Here is a 21,906-nt window from a genome sequence, read left to right as displayed (position 1 = left end):
AAGGATGGGGTCCACTTCAATACACTACCGTCGGACGATATCGACGCCACAGTCGCATCAAGCGGCGCGGTGCGGGAACACCGATCTGAACGCTGTCGTAACCGGGAAGGCGGAAGCCACTGACCTGCAGTTCTTGCTGTGCGCGGGGCTCGTGACTGCCATCACGTGTGGCAGGACGGATGAGCTGGAGTTCACAGCCGCGTGCGGCGAGTTGCCCGCACAGATGACTCAAGGTATGAGCCACACCATTGATCTCCGGGTGCCAGGTTTCACTGACGAAGGCAATACGCTCCATGACGTCTCCCTAGGTGGCCATTGAGGAAAGTATTGGCCAGTGGGGTGACGACGAGATAACAGGCAGGTGACGAAGTGATGACACCCGAGCCTGTGAAGGCCGGGTGTCATGGGGGGTATGCCGATCGGCTGGCGTAAAGTGCCGTCGAGACAGGTGTTGCTTACATCGATATCACTAAGCGCAATGTCTTCATGATCAACAGCTTCAGCGCTTCTCGAGGATGTCGCGTGGATTGATGGGCTTGCCACCATGCCGCACATCGAAGAGCAGCTCATGCTGGCCATTATGGCTTTGCGCGACACGGCATAGCGGTGTGCCCGGTGTGACCTGCTGTCCAACCTTGGCGAGAATCTCACCACACTGCGCCAATACGCTTTGCAGATTGCCAGAGTGGTGAATGATGACCACGTTACCCAGTTGCCGCATGGTATCGGCGAAACGCACCTGCCCCTTGGCTGGTGCGCTAGCGACACCATTGGTGCCAGTGCGAATCTGCATCGGCGCAAGCTGTCCGTTGCCGTTGGTGCCGAATTCACGCGTGACCTGACCGCTCGCGGGCCAGCGCCACAATTGCCTCGGTTTCTTCAGAGGCCCCGGGTCTGGGCGCGCGACAAGACTGCCGGCGCTGGCGCGTCCCACAGGGGCACTGCTACGACTGGGTCCGCCATTGAGTGGTACCGAAATAAGCGTCCCTACCTTCAGGTCATTCGGATTCAGCCCCGTGTTGGCCGCCTGAATCCGTTGAGGACTGGCAGCAAAGTAACGTCCGACCTTGGAGTAGGTGTCACCGGGGCGCATCTGGTACCGATAAGGACCGCCAGAGGGCGCTCGCTCGCTGGCGGTAGGCACCAGGATGCGTTGGCCAACCTTGAGGTCACGAATCTTGACGCCGGGGTTGAAGCGCGTCAGACGCAACAAGGGAATATCGGCATCACGCGCGATCTTGCCCAGCGTATCACCTTGCTGAATGGTGACCCATTGGCCAGCCGGCGAGCCCGAATAGCTACCTGTTGCACAACCGCCAAGCCACAGTGACAGGCACGCGAGCCCCAGCCAGCGAAGAGCAGCGCTGAGAGAGGGGAGTGTAAAAGCACGGCCACCATTGTGGACGATTTCAGTATTCATCAATGTCATTTCCTGCGCGTGACAGTCGGGCATCCTTGTCCTTCCAGACCTGGTTGAGCCATTGCTGGAAGCGCTCGCGATAGGCGGCATCCGCATGATAATTCCCGCTCAGCATCCAAGGTTCCAGAGGGCGCTGCACGATATCGACGCTGATATCGCCACCGTGCCCGCACAGGAATCCCCAGAAGCTGGCGCTGGCATGGCGATAATCGAGGGTCGCATCGAGAATGCCCGAAAGTCGGTCGCCAAGAATATTGATCACCTGAGCACTGCCCCCGGCACGCGGCCTGAGTAGCTGAGTGAACGGGCTTTGCTGCTCATCATGCTTGGTCGGTGTGAAGCGTGTGCCTTCGACAAAGTTGAAGATTGCCATTGGTGCCTGACGCGCTCGCTCGCAGATACGCCGTGTCGCCTCGCGGTCACGTGCCGCCAGACGAGGATTGTCTGCCAGCTGTTCACGGCTATAACGACGCATGAAGGGAAATTCCAACGCCCACCAGGCCAAGCCGATTACCGGCACCCAGATCAACTCCTGCTTGAGGAAGAACTTGGGCATAGGGGTGCGACGATGCAATGCGTATTGCAACACGAAAATATCGGTCCAACTACGGTGATTGGCAATCACCAGCCACCAGCGACGATGAGCGGACCCGTCCTTCAGCGCAGCTGGCACGCTGATATGCCAGCGTGGACGTATCCATGCATGAATCCACACATTATTGGTACCAATCCAGCCCATGGCGAGATAGTTCAATCCTTCCAACAGGTGAAGTTGCAAGCGTCGTGAAGGGGTAATCAGCTTGAGTAGTGCCAATAGGTAGAGCGGTATTGCCCAGAACAAGGTGTTGATGATCAGAAATAGCAGGCTGATGACGCCTCTGATACTCGACATGCATGACTCCTTCATCAGATCGCGCCATCGTAATTCACCGGCGAGTGGAAGCCCACCCCGAAACCACAGATCCAAGCAACTTGTCGTTGCGTCTATTGAACGCATCGCAGGTCGAATGGTGGCGCTTTGCGCCGTGTGGTGTCATGCACATGTCGGCTATTTTGCCAGTCGACCCCAAGGCGATGAAGTCTGCTCATGATGAGCTGGCCAGTGTATGCGCTACTAACTGCTGTCGCACCGGGTGACAATTCAGGGCGGCAACTCAGGGAGAAAGAGTGACATGTGGTTGCAGATATTGTTGGTGGGGCTGGCGTTGGCCGCCTTTGTTCTGATTGCGATCGAGGACGTGATTCACCTCAACAAGGCCAAGACGACCCTATTGTTGGGGACGTTTAGCTGGTTGCTGCTATTTATCTTCGGTCCGATGGCGCTGAAAGTGGATGACGTAGCAGAGGCGCTGAATGAGAATCTGCTGGAAATCGCCACATTATGGCTTTTTTTGATGGCCGCCATGACCTTTGTCGCCTACCTGAATGCCAAGGGATTGATCGCCAACCTGATTTATCGTCTGCTGCCCAAGCGGATCGGTGAGCGAGGGCTGCTCTATCTGACTGGCACCTTTGCTTTCGCTTTCTCATCGCTGGCGGACAACATCACCGCCACGCTGGTCTCGTTGACGTTGGTGCTGTCGTTAGGATTGCCCCCCAAGAAGACCCTGCGCTTTGCAGTACTGGCAGTGTTTGCGGTCAATTCTGGTGGTGTGGCACTGATAACGGGCGATGTCACCACCCTGATGATATTCCTCGCCGGCAAGGTGCGTATCAGCGAATTGATGTTATTGGCCATCCCATCCTTCGTGAGTGTGATGCTGTTGGCGACGCTACTGTTACCCGGCTTGGGTGGAGAAGTGACGCTGTCGCGAGAACGCCGTGAGACTCGCCGACTAGACCGTATTGTGGCCTGGTTATTTCTGGCGACCATCCTTTCAACACTTGGCTTCAATGTGCTGTTTGGCATTCCGCCGTTGCTGACCTTCCTGTTCGGGATGTCAATCATGTTCCTGCTGGGACATTTCGCCGAGCGACGGAGTGATAATGAAGAGAGGCGTATCCTTGATTACATTCGTATAATCGAATTTGATACGTTGCTGTTCTTCCTCGGCATCCTGCTCATGGTGGGTGCGCTGAAGGAAGCTCGCCTGCTGGAAGGGTTGGCTCATCTGTATGAGCTGATGCCAGCCATGCAGGCCAATTACCTGGTCGGTCTGTTGTCGGCAGTGGTCGATAACGTGCCGCTGACGGCAGCAGTGCTCAAGGCAGATGTCAGCATGAATGACGCGGAGTGGTTGGCAATGACCTACGCCGCGGGGGTGGGGGGATCGCTGCTGGTCATTGGCTCTGCGGCAGGGGTGATAGCGCTATCCAAGGTGCGAGAAGTCAGCTTCATGAGTTATCTGCGCTTTTTCCCCGCCTTACTGCTGGCCTATAGCGTTGGCTATATGGGCGCGTATTGGCTGGGCAGTCAGGTCACTGATACACCGATGTCCATGCCGCTGACACTGATATCTCTCCAGCAGCTGGTTAGTTGATCAGCAGCTGCGCTGTCAGAAGACGCGGTAACAGAGCAGGTAGCAAGGCCAGCAGTAGAGTGGATATTGGCAATGAGGTCTCTGACTGCTGAAAGCTGTTGATGGTTTTTTGATCAATCTGTTGTCAGTAGCTTGATACCGATGACAACGAGTAGATGTACAGAGATTCTTCACAGCTTTTTCCACAGCTTCTGTTGATAACCTTTTTACGACGTTCAGATGAGATGGTGAATCGTATGTTTCGTGTCGATTAGCCGTGCACATGAGCGGATAGCAGCAGTGGTTTACCTGGATCGGGATACATGAAAGCCCTCGTCGTTTCCGGCGAAGGCTTGGATTATTACGTCAGGCGCTAGAGCTATGCGCTTAGCTGGCAGAGCGTATACTCCGGCAGCAATTGTTCTGCCGCCCGCTGATTCTGGTCGCTTTTCATCGTTGCCAATAGTGCAATACCGCCCAATACCACCATATGCTCATCACCATCAGCAAAGACCATGCGCTGCGCGTGTGCCGGGTAGTAGTGATATTCCAGCTTGGGGTTGATCGGCAATATCGCATGATGGCGACCTGACTGTGTAGCCATGCCCTGCATCAGCATGCCTTCACAGACGGCTTCCAGGGTTTCGCCGAGCTCATTGGCATTGAAGCCGACATGATGCAGACGGGGCCCCATGACTGACAGCCAGGCGGCCAGCGGATTGGCTTCCAGCAAACGTTCGAAGGTTGGCCAGTTCGGCATGTTCCAGGGGCGGCAGGGCGCAAGAAGATTCTGCCCTTTGCAGTCGTCGCGATGGCTCTGGCTAATCAGGCATTTTAGCAAGTCACGATGTAGAGGAGGCAGGCTATTGGCCTGTAGCTCGGCCAGCATTACTGCTGCTCCACCATCGGGGGGGAGCAGCAGATCCACCAATAAGCCTCGGTCGGCCATCGCATACTGTTTGATGCGGCGATAGCCTTGGTGATAAAGGCTTGGAAGTAGCTTTTCGCTCCGAAACGGTCCTTGATCGAGCGTCAGGAACATCAGATATTCGGGCTTGATGCTATCTGGCCAGATGTCCAGTGCTCCGATATCCGGATGCTGGTGAACAAAGTCCAGCCATAGCTGTTGTTGGAATTCCTCGCGTTGCATGCTGCCTCCTTGAACGGGTTATATGAACCCTGTGCTGGAAGCGATTATAGGTAGTTGCCCAGAAGGCATTTCAACGCCTTTATCCGATTTTTTCAGCCCTTTGTCCGGAGAGTGAAAATGCCAGTGCTGGTGGCGTATTGCGTGGTTCTCATGGTGTGGTCGACGACACCGCTGGCGATTTCATGGAGTGCCTCCGGGTGGCTGCCTGCATGGTCGGCCATGGGTAGGATGTTAATTGCCGCATGTATTGGTTACCCATTGTTACGCGTGATGGGGCTGAAAATGGACTTCTCGGTAGCGGCCATGCGCAGTTATATCGCGGCAGCGTTAGGAATATGGGGTGGCATGTACTTTGCTTATATCGCAGCAGGCTGGTTACCAAGCGGTATCATGTCGTTACTCTTTGGACTCGCACCGCTGCTGTCGGGGCTCTATGCCCGCTGGTGGTTGAAAAGTGCGCCACTTGACAAGCTGCAATGGTTAGGGTTCGTATTGGCATTGGGTGGGTTGGCCGTTGCTGTTTCGGATTCTCTGGCATTGCCGCCGGGTAGCTGGAAGGGAGTGCTGACCATGTTGCTGGCGGTTAACTGCTTCGCTGCATCGGGTGTGCTGGTGCAGCGCGAGCGGGCAGGGCTGCATCCTCTTGTACAGACAGAGGGAGCGTTACTGGTCTCGCTACCTCTTTATTTCATCTGTGCGCTGGTCGTGGATGGTGTGCCAGCTGCCTTGCCCGTGGGTCGGCCGCTAGGAGCCATTCTCTATCTCGGGGTGTTCGGGTCTCTGATTGGTTATCTATGCTATTACTTTGTGCTGTCGCGGTTATCGGCCAGCACGGTGGCACTGGCGACCTTGATTACGCCGATATTTGCGATGAGTCTCGGCGCTACACTCAATGGTGAGCTGATCTCCAGCCGTGTCTTGTCAGGTGCGCTGCTGATTGTCGTTGGGCTATGCGCGTACCTGTTTGGTCCTCAGTGGCGCTCGCGGCTGCAGGGTGGGCGCATCACGCGTTCGTGATGGCAGACGCCTGGCTGGGCGTAACAAACAAGAAGGCCGACTCCACAAGGGGTCGGCCTTCTTGTTTGTTGCCAGTAGATATCACCCCTACAACCTGCACATATCATCTGCAGAAGCACTGGCGAGAGTAGCCGTGGTGATATCAGGTGTTGTTCTGGAAGAGACGTTTGAGTTCGGCCATGGCGGCCTGCTCGCTGGATACCAGTGCTTTCTGGTCATGGCGATTGTCAAAGTCCTTCTTGAGCATATCGTCATCCATCTCGCGGAAGGCGCGTACGACCTCATTGGCGCGAGCACTCGGGTACCCCAGTGCTCCCAGCAACCCTCCACCCATCTCGAGGCTGCTGGCGTAGGTTTCACGAATGACGTGCTCGACGCCCAGCTCCATCAGTTGCCAGGCATGGTGACGGTTTCGGGCCCGTACGAATAGCTTAAGATGTGGGAACTGATGACGCACCATACGCACGATATGCGTAGTGGTATCAGCGTCATCCACGGCCACCAGCATGATGCGTGCGTGTTCGGCACCTGCCGCGCGTAACAACTCTGCACGGCTGGCATCCGCGTAGAAGATGCGCGAACCAAACTGACGTACGAATTCGACCTGCGCCATGTTGGGATCGAGGGCGGTGAAGTTGATGCCCTGGGTTTTCAGCAGACGTGCACTGATCTGTCCGAAGCGACCAAAACCTGCGATGAGCACTTGCGGTGACTCTTCGCCGAAGTCTTCGTCGTAAGGACGCTTGGCCTCGCTCGCTGCTCCCAGCTTGTGAGCAAAGCGATAGAGGAAGGGGGTGGCAGCCATCGAGAGTGTCACTGCGCTGATCACTAGACTGGTCAGTGTCTGATCAAAGATGCCCGCGGCCATACCGGCGGTCAACAGGACGAAGTCGAACTCGCCACCCTGTGCCAGCACCGCTGCCAGTGGCAGCGCCTCGGCCAGTTTGAGGCGTGCAGCCCGTCCGATTAGCGCGATTACCAGCACCTTGCCAAACATCAGGGCCAACGTTAGCCCGAGGACGGTGAGAGGACGCTCCATCACCAGTGATACGTCGACTGACATGCCCACTGCCATGAAGAACAGCCCCAGCAGCAGTCCCTTGAAGGGGTTGATGTTGGCTTCCAGTTCGTGACGATAAACCGTATCGGCCAACAGTACCCCAGCGAGGAAGGCACCGAGTGCCATCGATAGGCCGACCCACTCCATCAGCAGGGCAGTGCCGATCACGACGAATAATGCGGCGGCGGTAAAGATCTCGTGAATTTCGCTGCGCGCCACCATCTTGAGCAAGCGCGGTACGACAAAGCGTCCGACGATAATTACGGCCGCCACCATACCAATACCCTTGATCACGCCTAACCAGCCGCTGCCGGTGCTCGAATCAAAGTTATCCGAGAATAATGGCAGTAGCGCCAGTAGAGGAATGACGGCGAGATCCTGGAAGAGCAGGATGGCAAAGGTTGATTGGCCGTGCGGAGTGGCGAGCTGGTGATTCTCACCAAGGACTTGCAGGGCAAAGGCGGTGGAGGACAGCGCCAGAATGAACCCGAGGAGTATCGATGACGTAAGAGACAGGTCTAGCCATAGTCCGACAGGGGTTAGCAGTGCGCCACACAACAGCATCTGTGCGCTACCGAGTCCGATCAGCTTGAGGCGCATGTCCCACAGTCGCTTGGGTTCAAGCTCTAACCCGATCATGAACAACAGCATGACGACGCCGAATTCAGCGAAATGCAGTACCTCACCGGGGTCAGAGATAAAGCCGATCAGCGATGGCCCTAGTAGTACCCCGATGGCCAGATACCCAAGGATAGATCCCAAACCAAGTCGCTGAAATAGCGGCACGGCAACCACCGCACAGCCCAGCAGCACGGCACCTTCCAACAACATACTCATTTTCGCTTCCTTGTCCATCTGTAGGCCAGAAGTCGCAAATTGTCGCTGGCCTCCGTCGGGGTCGCAAGCGATATACCTGCTTGTTGGGCAACGAGGCTGAACAGGATGTCTTGATTACCCTATCACCAGACACAAAAAGGCCCTCGCATTATGCGAGGCCTTGGTGCAAATCTCGAGCGCTGGTACTGACATTTCAGAGCAGAGGTGCCAGAGCTGAGGTATCAGGCCTGCGGCATTAGCGCTTCGTCTTGCACATACTGATTGAACTCGGTGAAACCACCGATGTGATTCTGATCGACAAAGATCTGCGGCACGGTATCCACCGGCTTACCGATGGTCTTTTCCATGTCGGCCTTGCTGATGCCTTCGGCATGGATATCGATATAGCGATAGTCGAAATCATCGCGCTTGGCGGTGAGTTCTGCGGCGAGGTCCTTGGCGCGGACACAGAAAGGGCAACCCGGACGACCAAAAATGACTGCAAGCATGATGTTCTCCTGAATATCTCAGCACAGGTTAACGTGACTGGAAATGAGTTTCCGGCAAGGCCGGTGAATGATTCGTTGGTCGCTATTGTGCTTCAGCATCGCTGGGTTTGCCAATTGAGCGGTGCTACTGCAGCGATTGCGGGAATCAATCACCTGACTCATTCGTTGCTTGGGGCGTCTATTGATCAGCTGTCCAGCTGGGTGACTCCAATGCCTGGATCAGGCTTAACCCATCAGCAGAAGGTTGGCACCAAAGCCGCCGACCATTAGCAGGGCGAACAAAATCAAGGCCAGCAGGAAAGGCTTCATGCCGAGTGAACGCAGGCGATCGATGCGTGTTTCGACACCCAACCCAGCCATGGCCATGGTCAGCGCTACACTCCCCAGCGTCGACATGCTGGTATGCAGCGTGGCGGGAATTTCACCGGTGCTGTTGATGCCGGCCATGGCGATGAAGCCAAGCGCGAACCACGGGATGGTCATGCTACCGCCGGATTCGCGCTCGTCACCGTCGGTGCGGGCACGCATGGCCCACAATTTCGGAAGTAGCAGCAGGAAGGGCACCAGCATCATGACGCGCATCAGCTTGACGATCAGCGCGTTGGCGAGGGCATCCGGACCGACCGCTTCACCGGCGGCGACGACCTGTGCCACCTCGTGGATGGTGGAGCCGATATAGATCCCGAACAACCCTTCATGCATGCCCGTCATCGGATAGAGAAGCGGATAGACCAGCATGGCCAGTGAGCCGAACAGCACGACTGTGGCAACGGCCATCGCGGTAGCCGCTGGGCGCGCCTTGATCATGGACTCCGTCGCCAGGACTGCCGCAGCGCCACAGATGGCAGAGCCTGCGCTGGTCAGCAGGGCGGTATCGCGATCAAGTCCCAGCCAGCGAGTACCGATGAAGTAGCCGCTGCTCATGACGGCAGTAATGACCAGGATATCGAGAAAGACCACGCTCCAGCCAAGACCGAGAATCTGCTGCAGAGTAATGGACAGGCCGAACAGGATGATGCCGAGTCTCAGGAGCTTCTTGGTCGCGATATGCAGGCCAGGCGACAGCGTCTTGGCATGACGGCTGACGATGGGAAGGTTGCCGACCACAATGCCGCACAACAATGCGAAGACCAGCGGGCTGACACCGGTGGAGGCCAATGCCGGGATAGCATGCAGCGCCAGTCCGGCAAGTGTCAGACCGCCACACAGCGCAAGTCCAGGCACCATACGGCGCAGCTGTTCAGAGATAGAGGGGGCAGTCAGGGTCTGTGCGTCCATGGACATTCTCCTTACAGGTATCAGCAGAAATGCTGCGTATTGTTATCGTGTTGGCACGAGGCAGTGCGTGAGGCAGATGATGTGTGCTTAGTGCCTCTGGTTTGATGATTAGTCTATCCAGGAATATCATTGGCTGGTTAGTCGATTGTTCTTTTACTGCTTACCGGAAAAATCGATATGCAAATCCATATCACCCTACGTCAATTGCAGGTGTTCGTTGCCGTGACACGTCACGGGTCGGTAAGCGCTGCGGCGCGTGAGATCGGACTGTCACAATCGGCGGCGAGTCAGGCGCTTTCTGAGCTGGAGCGCCACCTGGATGTGCAGCTGTTTGAGCGTCTCGGCAGGCGCTTGGCATTGAATGCCAATGGGCGTCGTTTGCTGGCGCGTGCCGAGCAATTGCTTGAGCAGACACATGCGCTGGAGCTGGAAGCTCGTGAACCGGATCTTGAGGGGGGGCACTTGCGCGGTGAGCTGGAGATTGCGGCCAGTGCCACCATTGGCACCTGGCTTCTGCCGGGTCTGGCAGGCAATTTCATGCGTGAGCATCCGGGGACTGAACTCAACCTGCGTCTGCGCAATACGCATCAGGTGGTTGAGGCCGTGCTCAATTACGATGCCGAGCTGGGACTGATCGAGGGTGACTGTCATGCGCCGCGCCTGATGAGTCAGACCTGGCGCGAAGATGAGCTGGTGGTGGTCGCGCCACCGACGCATCCGCTGGCGCTGCGGGGTGAGCCTCTCGGTGATCAAGACCTGGCGACCGCTGACTGGATTCTGCGTGAGGCAGGGTCAGGGACGCGGGCCGTATTTGAGCGGGCGCTGCACGGGCGTATTGAGCGACTCAAGGTGCGTATGGAGCTAGGGCAGCATGAAGCGATCAAACAGGCCGTCTTCGCCGGGCTCGGAATCGGCTGTCTGTCGCGCTTGTCGGTGGCCGCCGAGTTGGCCCGCGGCGAACTGGTCGTATTGCCGACACCGCAGCTCAATCTCAAGCGTCATTTTTCGATGTTGTGGCATCCGGAGCGTTATCGCAGTCCGCTATGGCAGGCCGTCAAAGTCTATCTGGAGGCTAGCCCTGGCTGAGTCTGTCTGCTGGTTAAGCTTATTCTGCTAGCCGAGCGCATCTCCTAGATAGTCTGCTAACATGAGTGCTTCCTAAAACTTGGTGTCCATAGAGGTGGTGATGAGCACAACGGTCGAGCTTTTTTATAATGAGAGTGACGCTCGTGCAGCCGCTCAAGTAGAAAGTAATGTTCTGCAGGAAGCCCCCCCTCTGGTCGTCCTGCATGGTCTGTTTGGCAGCGCAGATAACTGGCGTTCGCATATCAAGTCGTGGGCTGAGACACGGCGTGTGATCGCGGTAGACCTGCGTAACCATGGCCGCAGCCACATGTTTCGGGCATGAGTTATTCGGAGCAGGCAGCTGATGTCATCGCCTTGCTTGATCGCCTCGAGATCGAGCAGTGCGATCTGCTGGGTCACTCGATGGGCGGCAAGGTCGCGATGCAAGTGGCACTTGACGCTCCTGAGCGCCTGCGTCGTCTTGTCGTCGCCGATATCGCACCAGTGGCCTATGGCCACGGTCATGATGAGATATTTGCAGCCTTTGAGGCTGTGCGCGACGCGCATCCTGCATCACGCAAGGAGGCTGATGGCGTGATGGCACAGCATGTCGACACACCGGCCATTCGCCAATTCCTCGCGACCAATCTGGTGCGCCTCGAGGATGACAGTATGGGCTGGCGGGTCGGTCTGGATCAGATCGCGGCGGGTTACATGCAGATTGTCGAAGCACCGCAGGGAGCAGGGCCGGTCGAGCTACCGACATTGCTGCTGTGGGGCGCACGTTCCAACTACGTACAGCAGAATGGTATGGCAGTGATGCGTGAGCGTTTTCCGGCGCTGGAAGATGCTTCATTGGATGCTGGTCACTGGCTGCATGCTGAGCGTGCAGCGGAGTTTCAGCAGGCAGTGCTGGTGTTTCTTGATCGCGACTCACGCACTTGAGCAAGCCGTCATCACGACACCCGCGCCAGGTATCACATGGTGCTCCATCTCCCGTGACCACTCATGAGCGATTAGTGGTGGCGCTGGTCACTCTGTTGCAATTTGCCGTCATCATGGGCTTTACCATGGTGATGGCACTGGGGCCTGACTTCGCACAGTCATTGGGCATTCCGCTGGACCGGCTCGGCTACATCGTCGGTAGCTACCCGCTTGCGGCGGCTGTCGGGACGCTATTGTGGACACGGCATGCCGACCGTTTCGACCGCCGCTGGGCGGTGCTCGGTTTTCTGTTTGGCGCTGCGCTATGTCATCTGATTGCCAGTTTCGCGACCGGCTACGAGACGTTACTGGCGGCGCGTATGCTAGGAGGGCTGTTTGGCGGACCTGCCGCGGCGACGGCATTGGCTATCGTAATCGATGTCGTGCCTGGTATCCGGCGGGGACGTGCGATGGGCATGGTGATGGGCGCTTTCTCGGTCGCGTCAGTGCTTGGGCTGCCTTTTGCGCTGTGGCTATCGGAAGGCTTCGGCTGGCAGGCACCGTTTCGTGCGGTAGCGCTATTGGCGCTGCTGATATGTGGGTTGCTGGCCTGGATTCTGCCCCCGATTCGAGGTCATCTTGATAACCCGGAGACGCGCAATCGCAGTCGCAAGGGCACCACGATCATGGCGATTCTGGCCCAGCCAAATCATCGGCTCGGCCTGGCACTGATTGCCACGGCCATGTTCAGCAACTTCCTGGTCATTCCCAATCTGGCCAGTTATCTGTTGTTCAACCTGGACTTGCCGCGTGAAGACCTCGGTGGGCTCTACATGATTGGCGGCGGGCTTTCACTGGTTGGCATGCAGCTGACTGGCCGTCTGTGTGATCGCTACGGCAGTGTCTGGCCCGGCACCATTACCTGCCTGCTGACAGCGCTTGTCGGGTGGGCCTTCCTGCTGCATTCGCCCGGTCCGTCGTTGATCTGGATAGGTTTTGGGGCTTACATGCTGTTCTCCTCGGCGCGTCGAGTCGCTCAGAACACGCTCAATAGCTTCATTCCGGCCGACCATGAGCGCGCCGCCTTCACCAGCACTCAGAGTGCGGTACAGCATCTGAGTTCTGCTGCCGGTAGCTATCTCGGGGCGGGGTTATTGGTCAGTACGCCGAGTGGTGCGTTGGAAGGCATGCCCTTGCTGGTAGCCGTGCTGGTGGTGGCACTGATGATCCAGCCGCTGCAGATGGCCTGGTTGTCATGGCGTCTGGCGAAGAGCCCCAGCCAGGATGTGTAGCGTACGCTAGAACCAGTGATGCGACACACACGAGAAGCTCCACCCAAAAGCGCCCTGTCGGCATGCCGACAGGGCGCTTTTACATTGGAATATCAATCTGGGCCTGAACCAGAGTATCAGACGCTCAGAGCATCAGGGCGCATTGACGTCGACGGCCAGGTGGCTGAGTGATTGACGTTGCTTGATCATGCCACGCTCAAACAGGAAGTTCTCGAAATCACGATAGCGTCCGGCATCCAGTGCCGCAGGACGCAGCGCAAAGCGCGGTAACGTGGCATACCAGGCCTTCTTGTTGAGCGGGGTGTCGAGCGCGGGGTCGGAGTCGCGGAACATCTCCCATGCCTTGTCAGGATGATTGATCATCCAGGCCGTCGCCTCGCCCACGGCTGCGAGGAAGGCGGCATATTGAGCGTGCTTGCGCGAGTAGCTGTCGCTATTGGCGACAAAGATCAGCTCGTCATAGGTCGGTACGCCTTCCTCTTCGATATAAAAGGCACGTCCCTTGACGCCTTCCTGTGCCATCTGGGCCAGCTCGAAATTACGGAAGGCGCCAGTGACAGCATCGACCTTACGGGTCAGCAATGATGGTGTCAGCGAGAAGTTGACGTTGGTCAGCGTGATGTCATCAAGGCTCAGCCCACTATGCTGAAGCATGGTGGAGAGCAGTACTTCTTCGACACCGCCGACGGAATAGCCGACCCGTTTGCCCTTGAGATCGGCAATCGACTTGATATCGCTATCGGCGCGCACGACCACTACGTTGAGCGGCGTGGCCACGAGAGTGCCGATGCGCACCAAGGGCAGGCCTTGATCCACCTGCAGGTGCAGTTGTGGCTGATAGCTGATGGCAATGTCGACACGCTCCGCGGCGGCAAGCTTGGGCGGCACGCTAGGGTCCGCCGGCGCGATCAGCTCTACCTCCAGGCCATGTTGCTTGAACAGCCCCAGCTCCTGCGCCAGCACCAGCGGGCCATGCCCCGGGTTGGTGTACCAATCCAGCATGACCTTGAGTGGTATCAGCGGCTTTTCCTGTGTGGGCGAGGCTTCATCAGTTGGTGTCTTGTCACCAGTCGCCTTATCGCCCGCTGTGCTGCCCATTGCGGCTGCTTCTTTTGTCGCTGCTTTTTCGGTTGCTGAATTTTCTGCGCTCGTCTCTATTTTGGCGTCTTCGGAAGCCGCCTTGGACTCAGTGAGCGTCGTGGTGGTCTTGGCGGTATCTTCGACAGCATCTGCGGCAAATGCCACACCGGACAACGTGCCCAAGCAGAGCGAGGCAAACACTGCCGCAAGCGGTAATCGCAGCTGGCGTGCCAGTGCGCTGAGTCGGCGAGGCACCGATGACACATGAGACATGGCGGAGTTCCTTGTAATCACGAGGTATTGGGTCTGCCTTTCAATAGCGGGCAGAAGGACGTTATTGAGAACATCAGTAAAGCGCCGCTTCAGTTGAGGCGCGTCAGGCTGTCGCGATGCCAAGGCATCAGCTTGCGTAATAGGGCATCAATCGAGAAGTACAGTAGAAGCGAAAATGCGACCAGCACCAGCAGGGCGGCAAACATCAGGTCGATTTCCATGCGTGCGTTGGCATTGAGCATCAGATAGCCCAGCCCTTGGCTGGCGCCGGCCCATTCACCGATGATGGCGCCAATGGGGGCTGCAGTTGCTGCCATGCGCATGCCAGAGGCGAGCGATGGCAAAGCGGCCGGTAGCTGAATATGGATCAACAGCCGCCACGGACTCGCGCCTAGCGTCTGCGCAAGGTCCAACCAGCCTTGTCGTGTCTGACGCAGACCGTCGTAGCCGGTAGAAGCGACGGGGAAGTAGATGATCAACGTTGCCATCACGACTTTGGACAGCATGTCGTAGCCTAGCCACAGCACTAATAGCGGTGCGATGGCGAATAGCGGGATGACCTGGCTGATCAATAGCATCGGCAATAGAGTGCGGCGCAAGCGTGGAATGAAGGCGAGTGCCAACGCCGTGCCCAGGCCGAGCAGGATGCCCAATACCAGGCCGGCCAGAATCTCGGTAAAGGTAATGCCAGCATGATGGGCAAGCGAGGGTGCCTGGTGGATCAGTGCCTCCGCCACTGCACGAGGAGCCGGCAGAATATAGGGCGGGACTTCAGTGATGACGATGACCAACTGCCAGAGGCCTAGTAATACGCAAGTGCTGATCAGTAGATGGCGCAGTGCATGCAGGCGCTTCATGCATTCACCTCCGCTGCGGCCGGAATGAAGGCCTCATTCGGGTCCCGCAGTCGCGCTATCAACTCGGCCTGTGCTTGTTGCAAGGCGGGTGTATCGAGAGGCACTGGCCGCGGTGGTGATAGTCCGGGCAGGCGATCGAGCACAGCGCCGTAGCCTTCGCGTGCGTCTGGGCGTAGCACTAGTAATTGGTCTGCCAGACGCAGCGCTTCCAGCGGGTCATGCGTGACCATCAATACGGTACGCCCGTCGAGCAGACGGCTGGCAAGATCGTGCAGCTCCAGGCGTGTGATGGCATCCACCGCAGAAAAGGGCTCGTCCATCATGACGACCGGTGCTTCCTGATAAAGGGTGCGTGCTAGCGCGACTCGCTGGCGCTGGCCGCCGGAAAGGGCATCCGGCCAAGAGTGCTCACGTCCCTCTAATCCCACTGCGGACAGCAGCTCCCGTGCACGGGCGACGTTGCGTGGCCGCCGATGAAGGTCATCGCCCAGACATAGATTGTCCAGTACACGCCGCCAGGGAAGCAGCAGGTCTTGCTGAGCCATCCAGGCGATACGCCCTACCAGAGGGCGACCATCATCAGTGTGCAGCTCAAGCTGATGATGGTCCGGCATCTCGAGCCCTGCCAACAGCCGCAGCAGTGAACTCTTGCCACAACCGGAGCGTCCGAGCAGCGCTGTCCAGCTGCCAGCGTCCAGACGAGCTGTCAGGTCGCGGAATAGCGTATGGCCGGCGTAGTCAATGCGAGCATTATTGAGGGTGAGTCCCAGCGACACGATATTGTCCGAGGTCAGGCGGCGTGCCAGCAGGAGGGAGCGCACGGGAGACCTGTCTCGCAATATCAGGTATCCGGGATTCCCTCCGCCGGTATCAACCGGATCAGGTTCCAGGGGTTGCCGTGTTGCGTCTTGACCGCAGTGGCTCTCAGCCCGTTATCGGGCACCCCCATCCAGCACACAGTGTAACGCCACCGCCTTGTCGGTTGCATCCCTGCCATCGTCGGGAGGGTAGGTCGTTCAAGTCACTGTCCTGTCAGAAAGTATTGTCGTGCCACGCCCGTGCTATGCCGAATGGCATTCAGTTGGGTATGCTGTTGGATATGTTGCTTGCGCCCCTCTGTGATTGGAGATCGCCATGCCTGACACTTCGGATCTCTCGAGTTGTTCTCATTACCCTGTGCCCCCGCAACGACCTGCCGCACCGCCAGAGTCTCTCCCTCGTGGTTGGCCCGACGAAGCATTGACGCGCAGGCTGTCAATTTATCTCGGTCAATCGCTTGAGCCCCTGGCGTTGGCATGGCCCGACAGTGCCAACTGGCTGTGGCGTCAACGCGGCGGCACGCCCGGCATTATCAAACTGGCGCGTACCGGGCCCGATAACGATCCCTTCTGGCGTGCCATGCGTGGCGTATTTGGCGCTGATCGCTGGCGTGAGCCCGAAGCGCTGACGCGTCTCGCCAGTGCGTTACCGGCACGTTTGCCGCTGCCACCATTGCCACTGACCTATCTCGGGCGTCTCGATGGCGCACCGATCTGGCATCTGCCATGGTCCAGTGGGCAGCCCAGCGATCTCAGCGCTACCTTTTGTGAGCTGCTTGGTGATCAACTGGGACGCTTGCACCAAGATACGGTCTCGGGCTTTGGTCAACCGCTGGCACAGCCAATGCCGTTGTTGTACTGGAATACACGTGTCACTCGCTTCCTCGAGCAGCATCCACGCCGTGCAGAGCTCGGCGATGTGTTGGCACGTACCTTTAGCCAACCGAGTCGAGCAGTCTGGAGTCTGCCAGACATGCGCGCTGATCAATATCTGTGTTCCGCCACCGGTTGGGTGTGGAGCGACTGGGAGGCACTCGTGTGGGCGCCGATCGAATTCGACTGGGCTTTGATCGAAGTGCTATTGGAGACATCCGCTCAGCGTCAGGCGTTCATGGCCGGCTACTCTCGGCATGGCCGCATGGTCGACATTGATGGGCAGCGTGGGCTGTGTCGTGCGCTGTTGTGGGCGATGGAGGCATTTGGCCCGATTCCGTTTACAACGTTGGCGGCAGCACCGGCCTGGGTCTCTCCACGCAGCCTACCTTGAGCTCAGTGCGAGGGGCGATAGCCGCAAGTACATGAATGGCAGAGAAATTTCTCTGCAACCCCGCTCTCGACATGGAATACTGTCTGTGAGTCGTCGCGGACGTCACTCGAGATCTGGTGTAGGGCATGGCGGGGGAGAAAACGTGGTAGAGAACCTTAATTATTACTTTTTATTAGCAGGGATGCTGATTGCGCTGAGCGTATTGGCCAGTCGCGTGTCAGCGCGTCTTGGTACGCCGTTGCTGTTGCTGTTTCTCGGTCTTGGCATGCTGGCTGGTGAGGATGGTGTACTGGGCATCCAGTTTGACGATGCCTCGACAGCCTACCTGATCGGCAACCTTGCTCTGGCATTGATTTTGCTCGATGGCGGCTTGCGTACTCGCCTCTCTACCTTCCGTGCTGGCTTGAGGCCTGCGCTCTGCCTTGCCACCTTTGGTGTCTTCATTACCAGCGGCCTGGTGGGCCTGCTGGCCATGTGGCTGTTTGATCTCACGTTGATCGAGGGCTTGCTGGTCGGTGCGATTGTCGGTTCGACTGATGCCGCCGCCGTTTTCTCGCTGCTCGGCGGACAAAGCGTTCACCTCAATGAGCGTGTCGGTGCCACGCTTGAAATCGAGTCTGGTACTAACGACCCGATGGCCATCTTCCTGACTATTACTCTGGCGGAAATTCTCACCGGACAACTGACAGGGGTGGCAGCTGGCGTAGTGAGCTTCCTGCTGCAGTTTGGTGTCGGGGCTGGCATGGGGCTGGCTGGAGGCTGGTTGATTTCCCGCTTGATGCGTTACCTGGATCTGGCCCCCGGACTCTATTCGCTATTGGCTCTGGCACTGGGGCTGAGCCTGTTCGCGACCACCAATGAGATGGGCGGCAGCGGTTTTCTGGCCATCTATCTGTGTGGCTTGATGATTGGTAATCATCCTGGGCGTCATCTCGAACATATCCTGCCGGTACATGATGGTCTGGCGCATCTGTCGCAAATTGTCCTGTTCCTCATGTTGGGACTGTTGGTCTCACCATCGACCATGCTGCACTTTGCTTTGCCTGCAGCAGCCTTGAGCTTCGCGCTGATTCTGGTGGTGCGCCCGCTGGCGGTGATTATCTGTCTCAAGCCATTTTTCCGCTTCCGGTGGCGAGAGCTGTGGTTCATCAGTTGGGTAGGATTGAGAGGAGCGGTACCTATCGTGCTGGCCATTTTCCCGGTGATCACTGGCGTCGAGAATGCGGCTGTCTATTTCAATGTCGCGTTCTTCGTCGTGATTATCTCGCTTCTGGTACAGGGTTCATCGCTGGCACCAATGGCGCGTCGGCTCAAGGTGATTGTACCGCCCGGCGCTCAACCTAGTCGGCGTAATCTACTGGGTATCATGCCGGTCAATGATTACGAGATGCTGGTCTACCGTGTCGATAACACGGCACTCGAAGGTGTCGCATTACGCATGCTGCGTTTTCCCTCCGGTGCCAAGGTGGGGGCGCTATTTCGTTCCAAGGTGCTGATACATCCCAAGGGAAGCACCTGCCTGCATCAGCAGGATGTGCTGTGCGTCGTCGGACGTTCCTGCGATGTGCCGAGCCTCAATCGCATGTTCAATGGCGAGAGCCTACAGCATGAGCAGCGTGCTTTTTTCGGCACATTCACGCTTGAAGGGGGGGCCAGCATGCAAGATATCGCTGATGTTTACGGCCTGACCCTCTCTCAGGGTGAGCAGCAGCTGACGATTGGCGAATTCATCACGCGTCGTGTTGGTGGTGTGCCGGTCGTCGGTGATGATGTCGATTGGCATGGTATTCACTGGGTGGTGAATGAGGTTGCAGGTAACCGCATCACCAAAGTGGGGCTGCGCCTGCACTGATGAGTACTGCAAGGGGCCGTTAGAAAAAGGGGAGTGCGTGTAATGCACTGGTCACCTTTCGACTGAGGAATATCGTACTCTGGTTGTGTCAGGCTAATGTGTGCATGACAGAGATTGGCCACCGATTGTGGTCAGTGGCTCAGGAGTCGATCTCATGGCCAGTCCACATCCGCACCTCGCGCGTTTTTTGATGCGCTTTGAACACTTCCCGACCGGCCTGACGCCGGACGAGAAAACCTTTCATGCCACGTTCAATGTGGTGTATACGCTGGCGGTCGCCTGCCATCTTTTCTATGCCATCATGATGCTATGGCTGGGGGAGATGGGTATTTTGGCGCTGAATCTTGCGATGCTCGTTGTCGATCTTGTGTGCCTGCAGTTGCATCGTGCGCGTCGTGAAGTCTTGGCAGCCAATCTTCTTGCCTTGGGTACCTGTGCCCAGATCAGCTTTTCTCTGCGCTATTTCGGTCCTGAAGCGGGTTTTGATTATTTCTACTTCGGTGCGCTGCTGTGCATCTACTGCATCCGCACATCCTTCATGCGCCGTGTGATGCTGTGTGCGGCTTGCCTGTGCATGCCACTGGCAGCCTACGTTGTATTGATGTTGGAAGGGGCGATCAATCCGCTGTCGGCAGGCTGGGCGCTCACTTTCCGTGTCATCAACCTCTGCGTGCTGACTATCTTCTTTACGCTAGTGCTGGTGCAGATGGGGTGGTCATCTGATCGTCTGCGGCAGCGTTTCGAATCAGGCGTGCGTTTTGATGAGTTAACCGGCGCGCTGAGCCGTAGTGAGCTGATCGAGAAGGGACGTGGCATGTTGGCCGATATTGGCCCGATGAGCGTGATGATGGTCGATGTGGATCATCTGAGTCTCATCAACGAGACCTGGGGGCGGCAAGCGGGAGATCAGGTACTGAAAGAGTTGGTCAGGCGGATGCGTAGCATCTTGCGCAATGAAGACCTCGTGGGGCGCTACGGAGGGGAGGAGTTCGTGCTGCTATGCCCTAACTTGCATGGTAAACGAGCTGACCAGGTCGCGGAGCGGCTGTGCAAGGGAGTCTCGGCACTGCCTTTCGTGATCAATGATGGCATTAGTAGCCTGGACGTCAGTCTGTCGATTGGCGTGGCATTGCGTCAGTCTGGCGATAAGGACCTTGAGGCGCTGATTGCCAAGGCGGACGTCAACTTGTTCCGCGCCAAACATGAGGGTTGCAATCAGTTTGTCAGCGACAATCAGCTAGGGCCGGTGTTAGGGCCCGGTGTGGCGGGGGTTATATGAGCTCAGTGAATACTGAGCTCATGATTTTCACTTAGCGCTTGTTCGATTGATGTCGACGACCCTTATGAGCTTTTGAAGGAGCATACGCGGCATTTGAATCAGGCACGGATAAGGTCGGCTCAAAGCCTTCAATCACTTTGCGTGTAACGAAATAGCCTAAATGCTGCTCGATGGCGCAGAGGTTTCGGAAATCATCACGCGAGACAAGTGATATGGCTTCACCTACCGCGCCAGCGCGCCCGGTACGGCCAATACGGTGTACGTAATCTTCCGCTTCGTCGGGCAAGTCGTAGTTGATCACTCGCTCCAGGTCATCAATGTCAATGCCGCGTGCAGCAATGCCTGTCGCTACCAGAAACTGAATCTTTCCGTCCTTGAAGTCTGTCAGCAGTTGTTCACGAACGGCCTGGCTACGGCCACTATGAAAAGACTCAGCGGCAATGTCGCGCTTTTCCAGCTGGCTGACCAGCTTGGCCGCACCCCGTTTGGTTTCGATGAAGATCAGCGCTTGTTGCCAGTTGTTCTCGTGAATCAAGTGGCTGAGCAGCGAAGACTTGAATTCCTTGTCGACGGTAATCAGGTGCTGCTCAATTTCTGGGACCGTGACATTTTCAGGTGTGATTGAAATCTCGACGGCGTCCGTGACGGCCGTTCTTGCCAGGAAGCGTACTTGCTCAGACAAGGTTGCCGAGAATAACAAGTTCTGACGTTCTGACGGCAGCTTCTCGACAATCTTGTTGATGTCGCTGATGAAGCCCATGTCCAGCATGCGGTCAGCTTCATCAATGACGAGAATGCGTGTTTCATCAAAGTGAATGGCGCGACGGGTTTGCATATCCAATAAGCGCCCTGGCGTTGCTACCAGAATATCAACACCTTCAATCAAGCGTTGTTTCTGAGGCTCAATGTCGACACCGCCGTACATCGCCATGGAGCTGATATCGAGGTGTCTGGCATAGTGCTGGACGTTCTCTTCAACTTGGATCGCTAGCTCACGTGTTGGCGTCAAGATGATTGCATGCACGCGTTTTGCACGCACCGCTGGGGCATCAATCAGCTTTTGCAAGATAGGTAGTACAAAACTGGCTGTCTTGCCGGTGCCTGTCTGCGCTGCTGCAATGACATTCTTGCCTGCCAATACCACTGGAATCGCTTTCTCCTGGATAGGCGTCGGCGTTAGGTAACCTTGCTCAGTGACAGATCGTACAATCGGATCGCTTAATCCAAGGGTTGCAAAGGACATTTTTTCTCTACTTGTAAAGTGTGAAGTGGTTTGGAGAAGTTGATTTTAATATTAGAGGATATAGAAGGCTGATGTGCATGTGTCGGAAGGCAATCACTATAGCGCATGGTGCATGACAGGCATCATGAGGTGCTGTGGGGAGGGCGCAAGCTGAGACATTGCGTCAGCGTGCAACCTGAGTCTTTAAAGCGGGGGCCTTTTAAGCAAGACTCTATAAAGCTAGAGCTAGAGCCAGAGCCAGAGCCAG

The 21,906-nt window shown here is 57.1% G+C and carries 20 protein-coding genes and 1 riboswitch; of the genes, 9 read left to right on the top strand and 11 right to left on the bottom strand.

Annotation, left to right across the window (positions count from 1 at the left end; translation table 11 throughout):
• Positions 1-16: 16 nt before the first annotated feature.
• The 3 genes from BF12_RS0113600 to yihG form a co-directional block, all read right to left on the bottom strand.
• Positions 17-295, bottom strand: coding sequence for a glycosyltransferase (locus BF12_RS0113600; protein ID WP_024952748.1), 279 nt, complete (start codon positions 293-295; stop codon positions 17-19).
• A gap of 204 nt (positions 296-499) precedes the next feature.
• Entirely contained in the window at positions 500-1,420 is a 921-nt protein-coding gene (locus BF12_RS0113595) for a LysM peptidoglycan-binding domain-containing protein (RefSeq protein WP_024952747.1), read from the bottom strand.
• On the bottom strand, positions 1,410-2,312 hold the full coding sequence (yihG, locus tag BF12_RS0113590; protein WP_024952746.1) for a 1-acylglycerol-3-phosphate O-acyltransferase, YihG family: 903 nt from the start codon (positions 2,310-2,312) through the stop codon (positions 1,410-1,412). The genes BF12_RS0113595 and yihG overlap by 11 nt, the downstream gene beginning before the upstream one ends.
• 280 nt (positions 2,313-2,592) lie before the next feature.
• Here yihG and nhaD point away from each other — a divergent pair, with 280 nt between their 5' ends.
• Positions 2,593-3,900 (top strand): sodium:proton antiporter NhaD, encoded by a 1,308-nt coding sequence (gene nhaD / locus BF12_RS0113585; protein ID WP_024952745.1) that lies wholly within the window; start codon positions 2,593-2,595, stop codon positions 3,898-3,900.
• A gap of 358 nt (positions 3,901-4,258) precedes the next feature.
• Here the strand turns inward: nhaD and BF12_RS0113580 are convergent, their stop codons facing one another.
• On the bottom strand, positions 4,259-5,029 hold the full coding sequence (locus tag BF12_RS0113580) for a VOC family protein (protein WP_024952744.1): 771 nt from the start codon (positions 5,027-5,029) through the stop codon (positions 4,259-4,261).
• A 117-nt stretch (positions 5,030-5,146) separates the two neighbouring features.
• Between BF12_RS0113580 and BF12_RS0113575 the strand changes: the two genes are divergently transcribed.
• Complete coding sequence (locus BF12_RS0113575; protein ID WP_024952743.1) at positions 5,147-6,046, top strand: DMT family transporter; 900 nt, start codon at positions 5,147-5,149, stop codon at positions 6,044-6,046.
• 142 nt (positions 6,047-6,188) lie between these two features.
• Here the strand turns inward: BF12_RS0113575 and BF12_RS0113570 are convergent, their stop codons facing one another.
• The 3 genes from BF12_RS0113570 to BF12_RS0113560 form a co-directional block, all read right to left on the bottom strand.
• Positions 6,189-7,943 (bottom strand): monovalent cation:proton antiporter-2 (CPA2) family protein, encoded by a 1,755-nt coding sequence (locus tag BF12_RS0113570; RefSeq protein WP_024952742.1) that lies wholly within the window; start codon positions 7,941-7,943, stop codon positions 6,189-6,191.
• A 221-nt stretch (positions 7,944-8,164) separates the two neighbouring features.
• Positions 8,165-8,431, bottom strand: a complete 267-nt coding sequence (locus BF12_RS0113565) for a GrxA family glutaredoxin (RefSeq protein ID WP_024952741.1) — start codon at positions 8,429-8,431, stop codon at positions 8,165-8,167.
• 225 nt (positions 8,432-8,656) lie between these two features.
• Positions 8,657-9,709, bottom strand: a complete 1,053-nt coding sequence (locus BF12_RS0113560; protein WP_246116579.1) for a YeiH family protein — start codon at positions 9,707-9,709, stop codon at positions 8,657-8,659.
• A 177-nt stretch (positions 9,710-9,886) separates the two neighbouring features.
• Here BF12_RS0113560 and BF12_RS0113555 point away from each other — a divergent pair, with 177 nt between their 5' ends.
• The 4 genes from BF12_RS0113555 (at position 9,887) to BF12_RS0113545 (ending at position 12,990) form a co-directional block, all read left to right on the top strand.
• Positions 9,887-10,795: a LysR family transcriptional regulator gene (locus BF12_RS0113555; RefSeq protein WP_024952739.1), complete on the top strand. Its 909-nt coding sequence runs from the start codon at positions 9,887-9,889 to the stop codon at positions 10,793-10,795.
• Positions 10,796-10,895: 100 nt separating this feature from the next.
• Positions 10,896-11,117 (top strand): alpha/beta fold hydrolase, encoded by a 222-nt coding sequence (locus BF12_RS23425; RefSeq protein WP_345917420.1) that lies wholly within the window; start codon positions 10,896-10,898, stop codon positions 11,115-11,117.
• The gene (locus BF12_RS20190; RefSeq protein ID WP_345917419.1) at positions 11,114-11,719 is read left to right on the top strand and encodes an alpha/beta fold hydrolase; all 606 of its coding nucleotides are present in this window, start codon (positions 11,114-11,116) and stop codon (positions 11,717-11,719) included. The genes BF12_RS23425 and BF12_RS20190 overlap by 4 nt, the downstream gene beginning before the upstream one ends.
• A gap of 53 nt (positions 11,720-11,772) precedes the next feature.
• Positions 11,773-12,990 (top strand): MFS transporter, encoded by a 1,218-nt coding sequence (locus BF12_RS0113545; protein WP_035160183.1) that lies wholly within the window; start codon positions 11,773-11,775, stop codon positions 12,988-12,990.
• A gap of 132 nt (positions 12,991-13,122) precedes the next feature.
• Here the strand turns inward: BF12_RS0113545 and BF12_RS20185 are convergent, their stop codons facing one another.
• The 3 genes from BF12_RS20185 to BF12_RS0113530 form a co-directional block, all read right to left on the bottom strand.
• Positions 13,123-14,343: an ABC transporter substrate-binding protein gene (locus tag BF12_RS20185; RefSeq protein WP_024952737.1), complete on the bottom strand. Its 1,221-nt coding sequence runs from the start codon at positions 14,341-14,343 to the stop codon at positions 13,123-13,125.
• 89 nt (positions 14,344-14,432) lie between these two features.
• Positions 14,433-15,200: an ABC transporter permease gene (locus tag BF12_RS0113535; protein WP_024952736.1), complete on the bottom strand. Its 768-nt coding sequence runs from the start codon at positions 15,198-15,200 to the stop codon at positions 14,433-14,435.
• Positions 15,197-16,021 (bottom strand): ABC transporter ATP-binding protein, encoded by an 825-nt coding sequence (locus tag BF12_RS0113530; protein ID WP_248623720.1) that lies wholly within the window; start codon positions 16,019-16,021, stop codon positions 15,197-15,199. Before BF12_RS0113530 ends, BF12_RS0113535 begins: the two co-directional genes overlap by 4 nt.
• An 18-nt stretch (positions 16,022-16,039) precedes the next feature.
• Positions 16,040-16,157, bottom strand: a riboswitch (TPP riboswitch).
• A gap of 177 nt (positions 16,158-16,334) precedes the next feature.
• Between BF12_RS0113530 and BF12_RS0113525 the strand changes: the two genes are divergently transcribed.
• The 3 genes from BF12_RS0113525 to BF12_RS21245 all read left to right on the top strand — a co-directional run bounded on the left by BF12_RS0113525 (position 16,335) and on the right by BF12_RS21245 (position 20,416).
• Complete coding sequence (locus tag BF12_RS0113525) at positions 16,335-17,285, top strand: aminoglycoside phosphotransferase/kinase family protein (RefSeq protein WP_144727808.1); 951 nt, start codon at positions 16,335-16,337, stop codon at positions 17,283-17,285.
• Between the two features lie 142 nt (positions 17,286-17,427).
• The gene (locus BF12_RS0113520; protein WP_024952733.1) at positions 17,428-19,137 is read left to right on the top strand and encodes a potassium/proton antiporter; all 1,710 of its coding nucleotides are present in this window, start codon (positions 17,428-17,430) and stop codon (positions 19,135-19,137) included.
• A 154-nt stretch (positions 19,138-19,291) separates the two neighbouring features.
• Positions 19,292-20,416: a GGDEF domain-containing protein gene (locus BF12_RS21245; RefSeq protein WP_024952732.1), complete on the top strand. Its 1,125-nt coding sequence runs from the start codon at positions 19,292-19,294 to the stop codon at positions 20,414-20,416.
• A gap of 31 nt (positions 20,417-20,447) precedes the next feature.
• Here the strand turns inward: BF12_RS21245 and BF12_RS0113510 are convergent, their stop codons facing one another.
• Positions 20,448-21,659 carry a DEAD/DEAH box helicase gene (locus BF12_RS0113510; protein WP_024952731.1) on the bottom strand — a complete coding sequence of 404 codons (1,212 nt, stop codon included), beginning with the start codon at positions 21,657-21,659 and terminating at the stop codon, positions 20,448-20,450.
• Positions 21,660-21,906 lie beyond the last annotated feature (247 nt).

Source organism: Cobetia crustatorum, from assembly GCF_000591415.1.
In the GTDB taxonomy this organism is placed as follows: domain Bacteria; phylum Pseudomonadota; class Gammaproteobacteria; order Pseudomonadales; family Halomonadaceae; genus Cobetia; species Cobetia crustatorum.
The sequence above is the reverse complement of the archived record's forward strand: the minus strand, read 5'-3'. Positions and strand labels throughout refer to the sequence as shown.